We start from the raw sequence: 4,366 nt of genomic DNA, 5'->3' as shown, positions 1-4,366 counted from the left end.
TTTGATTCACTGTGCTAAGAAGTCTTCACTCTAACTCTATCTAAGCTTAGACCCTCCTGCATATGTAGAAGGTTTCTGCGCCCAAGATTCTTCAGTCTCATTCGCTCCTTCAGAATGACATGCACAGAAAGTAGATGTCGCGGTACTAGTGGCTTGCAGCAGCGGCCGTTGTTGTTTGCGAAGGGGTTGCAGGGGTGATGGCGACTCCCTGGGGGAGTTCAAATTCAGCAGGTGAGATATTGTTGATCTGGATATAATCCCAGCTGATAAAGCAGGGGGTTTTATTACTCCTCAATCCTTCCCAGCGCTTTGGGAGACCTTGGTCGGTTAGTATCAGCTTGGATTTATTGTCCGAGGGGAGGATATCCTCGAGCCTTTTCGTTTCGGCGTTCGCATAGCGTGAGAGCCCTTCGATAAAAAAGGCGGGGCTTATTTCACTGTAAAAGCCCGCAGTCGAACTACTGATGGCAGTTTCAAGCGCAATCTTCCGGGTAAGGTTTACCACCCAGACCTTTCTCTTTGACGAGTTGATGATTATCAGGTTGAGCTTGGGAGGGCTTTCGAAGCGATAATTATCGCCGCTTTGCGTCCAGTAACCGTAAAACCCTCCATCCGTCGAAATTCTTGCCTTAAACGGCGCTTTTTTCGTTGCGATTATAACTTTCTCAAGCTGGTTCTCAAAAAAGTCGGGCGACTGGCCCCCGAGATAGGGTGCTTTATTGTGTGCCGTCGTATCCGTATGTTGGGCAGGCTGATTGACCGCCCTCTTGTTGACGTTAAAAACTACCAGCGTAACCGCAACGATTGCCAGTAACACGACCGCCGAAAGCCGTCCGCCCTTTTTTAACTGCGCTGAATCGGATTTTTTAGTCATAAGCCACCATATACTAACCTACCAAAAGAGGCGGTTGCTTTCAATAAAACAAAGACAAGGGCAATAATGTCAACCAGTATGATATTAATTCTCAGCATACTTGTAAAGAAGGTATGTGAGTATCAATAATAGAAAAGAAATACTGGAGCAAATATTTGATGCATATAATGGGCGGAAGCTCCGAATAGGAGAGTCTAATGAACGTAATAGAGACTAGTAAATTGACAAAATACTATGGTGAAGCAAGAGGAATCATCGATGTTGATCTCGTCGTTGAAGAGGGAGAACTCTACGGCTTTATCGGGCCAAACGGTGCAGGCAAATCTACTACGATTCGCATACTCCTATCTTTGATTTATCCAACCAGCGGTAGCGCTAAGATATTCGGGAAAGACGTCGTCGAATATGGAGCTGAGATCAAGCAGGATATCGGATATTTACCGTCTGAAGTTTTTTATTATGAAAATATGAAAGTCAAGGACCTGCTGAACTATTCCGCCAGCTTCTATAAGAAGGACTGTTCAAAGAGAATACTGGAATTGGTCGAGATCATGGACCTCGATACCAGTAAAAGAATCGAAGACCTTTCCTATGGCAACAAGAAAAAAGTGGGAATCGTCCAGGGATTATTACATGAACCGAAGCTTATAATTCTCGATGAGCCTACCGGTGGCCTCGACCCTCTAATACAGCAAAAGTTCTTTAACTTGCTGAAGGAGGAGAACAAAAAGGGTGTCACAATACTTCTTTCTTCTCACGTCTTAAGCGAAGTCCAAAGACTTTGCAATAGGGTGGCGATTATCAAAGAGGGCAGGATTGTCAACGTAGAGAAAATGAGTGACTTAGCAAGCAGCAATTATAGCAGGTTCAGGCTTGAAACAAAAAATCCAATAGACAAAAGCATCTTTGTTCTCGACGGGGTGAGCGGATTGAAGATTGAAAATAATTCGGTCAGCTTCATGTACAAAGGTGATATCAATACGGTCATAAAAATAATCGCTTCAATAGATTTACTGAATCTATGGGTCGAAGAGCCGGACCTTGAAGACATTTTTCTGCACTATTACGAATAGGGATTGCGAAATGAAAAATATGATCGTACACGAATTAAGACAATATCAAAAATCAACGATAATCTGGATTATTTTTCTTGTCGCAGGAGCTGCGCTCTACTTATCTTTGTTTCCTGCATTCTCTAAAGAAACAGGGACCTTACTGAAAGTTCTCGAGGGCTATCCGCTAGCCTTCAGAAAAGCGTTGGGAATAACCCTTATCAGCTTTGCGTCGATATCGGGTTTTTACTCGTTTGTTATAACGTACATAATACTGGCCGGTTCGATTCAGGCGATGATTCTCGGAACGTCGATAGTTTCCAAAGAAGAGCGCGGAAAGACCGCCGAGTTTCTGCTGACTAAGCCGGTTCGCAGATCACAGATTCTAACCGCAAAACTTGTGGCAGCGCTGATACTCATCCTCATCACAAACATCGTTTACCTGATTTCTGTTCCACTACTAATAAACGCTATTGCCGGCGCGACAATCGTTCCTAAAACATTTTTGCTATTGTCATTAGCACTGTTTTTTGTTCAACTATTCTTTCTAGCTTTAGGATTTTTGATTTCTGTGTCGGCTTCAAAAATAAGGTCGGTTTTGGGAGTGTCTTTGACAACAGTTTTTGGCTTCTACATAGCCGGTATACTCGACTCCTTAATCGGCAATACAGCAATACGATATTTGACACCATTCAAATATTTTGACTTTTCGTACATAGTAAAGAATGGTTCATACGAAATAAGGTTCATAATTCTCGAAGCGATTATACTAATATTGGCTATTACGACCAGCTATTATGTCTATGTAAAGAGAGATATTCGCTCGGCATAACCGTTTTATGAGAGGCGCTATATGAATATCATTTTAAGAGAACTGAAAGCTCATAGAAGGTCTTTGATCGGATGGTCGGTCGGGATGTTCTTTTTAATATTGGTCGGTATGGTAAAATATCAAGGCTTTGCCAGTTCAGGACAGTCGGCGAACGATCTGTTTAAGGGACTGCCTACCCTTGCGGCATTGTTTGGCGTACAAAGCGTGGATATATCGACGGCTATCGGGTTTTATTCGGTTTTATTTTTATATATTTTAGTGATGGTGTCCATACACGCATCATTGCTCGGAGCCGACATCATTTCTAAAGAAGAACAAGATAAGACTGCCGAGTTTCTGTTCGCAAAACCAGTAACTAGGAGACAAGCGATTACATCGAAGCTGCAGGCGGCATTGATAAATGTCGTGATACTTAACCTGGTGACGCTTGTGTCATCGGTCGTCATTGTCGGCGCATACAACAAAGGCGCCTCGGTAACCGGGGACATCCTTCTGATGATGGTCGGGATGTTTTTTATTCAACTTATATTCTTGTCGATTGGAACGGCTGCTGCCGCACTGTCTAAAAGACCAAAACTTGCAGCACCTGTGGCAACTAGTATCATGCTTATCACATTCTTTCTCTCGCTGTGGCTCGATATCACCAAGAAATATTCGGGCCTCAAATATCTGACACCGTTCAAATACTTCGAGGCTAAGACCATAATCAATAACGGCTCGTATGACCCTGTCTTTTATGCACTTTCTCTAGGCATTATTGTCGTGATGTTGATAGCGACATATCGCTTTTACAGCGTTAGAGACCTAAGCGTCTGATTTGATGCGATACACAATACTGCCCGCCGGTGCATCGGCGGCCATCGCATCTGCTCTAGAATCACAATCAACTGGTTCAACTGGTTTATCTAAAGGCAGAGCATAAAGGGCCTACCGATCTGAATCAAATTCTAAGTGCGAGGTGTTGGAGATACCACATGCCGATGCCTGCGATATATCCCACGATTGCAGGAATGGTTGCCACTTTGAGGTAACTGGTAAAGGTGAGATCTTTTACTAATCCCATAGCGGCTATCCCGGCCGCCGATCCTATTAGGAGGATCGAGCCACCCGTGCCAACGGCAAGTGCGACGAGCGCCCAGACGGACGCATCCGTGGTTTTTATTATATGCATGGCCGCGGCGGTGAGCGGTACGTTGTCCACGATCGCGGAGAGTACCCCCACGAGCGAGCTTCCCGTTACCAGGCGCTCAAGTGTCGGGGCGTGTCCCAAAAGCAGCGCTGACGCCGAATTTAAAATCCCGAGGTAATCAAGGGCCGAGACGGCCAACAATATTCCGACGAAAAACTGAAGCGTCGAAATATCCGCATCGCGTAAGAAATCCTCGATCGACGCGGTGAAGTGCGTCCGGTGTTCCGGTAGATATCTTCGCAGGATATCGATCACAATCCACGTGATTCCGAGCCCTAGTAAGAGCCCGAAATACGGCCTGAGGCCGATAAGGTTGACGATAAAGGGAAGCGAGAATGATCCGACCGCAAAGCCGATCACGAGCTTTTCTGAGCGCAGAAACTTAAACCCCTGCTCTTCCGGCGGATCTATCCGGCCCT

5 protein-coding genes are annotated in these 4,366 nt (G+C 45.0%); 3 read left to right on the top strand and 2 right to left on the bottom strand.

Translation table 11 applies throughout. The features are described from left to right. Nucleotides 1-145: 145 nt before the first annotated feature. A complete protein-coding gene (locus tag COY37_RS05565) occupies nucleotides 146-874 on the bottom strand; it encodes a hypothetical protein (protein WP_286976626.1) in 729 nt (242 codons plus the stop codon). A gap of 197 nt (nucleotides 875-1,071) precedes the next feature. Here COY37_RS05565 and COY37_RS05560 point away from each other — a divergent pair, with 197 nt between their 5' ends. Genes COY37_RS05560 through COY37_RS05550 form a run of 3 tightly spaced genes read left to right on the top strand, consistent with a single transcriptional unit; the run spans nucleotide 1,072 to nucleotide 3,574 of the window. Beyond that, nucleotides 1,072-1,947 (top strand): ABC transporter ATP-binding protein, encoded by an 876-nt coding sequence (locus COY37_RS05560; protein WP_286679127.1) that lies wholly within the window; start codon nucleotides 1,072-1,074, stop codon nucleotides 1,945-1,947. 10 nt (nucleotides 1,948-1,957) lie between these two features. After that, the gene (locus COY37_RS05555) at nucleotides 1,958-2,758 is read left to right on the top strand and encodes an ABC transporter permease subunit (RefSeq protein ID WP_286679126.1); all 801 of its coding nucleotides are present in this window, start codon (nucleotides 1,958-1,960) and stop codon (nucleotides 2,756-2,758) included. A gap of 21 nt (nucleotides 2,759-2,779) precedes the next feature. Next, nucleotides 2,780-3,574: an ABC transporter permease subunit gene (locus COY37_RS05550; RefSeq protein WP_286976622.1), complete on the top strand. Its 795-nt coding sequence runs from the start codon at nucleotides 2,780-2,782 to the stop codon at nucleotides 3,572-3,574. Nucleotides 3,575-3,698: 124 nt separating this feature from the next. Here COY37_RS05550 and COY37_RS05545 read toward each other — a convergent pair. After that, nucleotides 3,699-4,366 (bottom strand): SLC13 family permease (locus COY37_RS05545; protein ID WP_286976618.1); only part of this gene is annotated, 668 nt, incomplete at its 5' end.

The organism is Candidatus Aquicultor secundus, assembly GCF_002791875.1.
GTDB lineage: Bacteria > Actinomycetota > Aquicultoria > Aquicultorales > Aquicultoraceae > Aquicultor_A > Aquicultor_A secundus.
The sequence above is the reverse complement of the archived record's forward strand: the minus strand, read 5'-3'. Positions and strand labels throughout refer to the sequence as shown.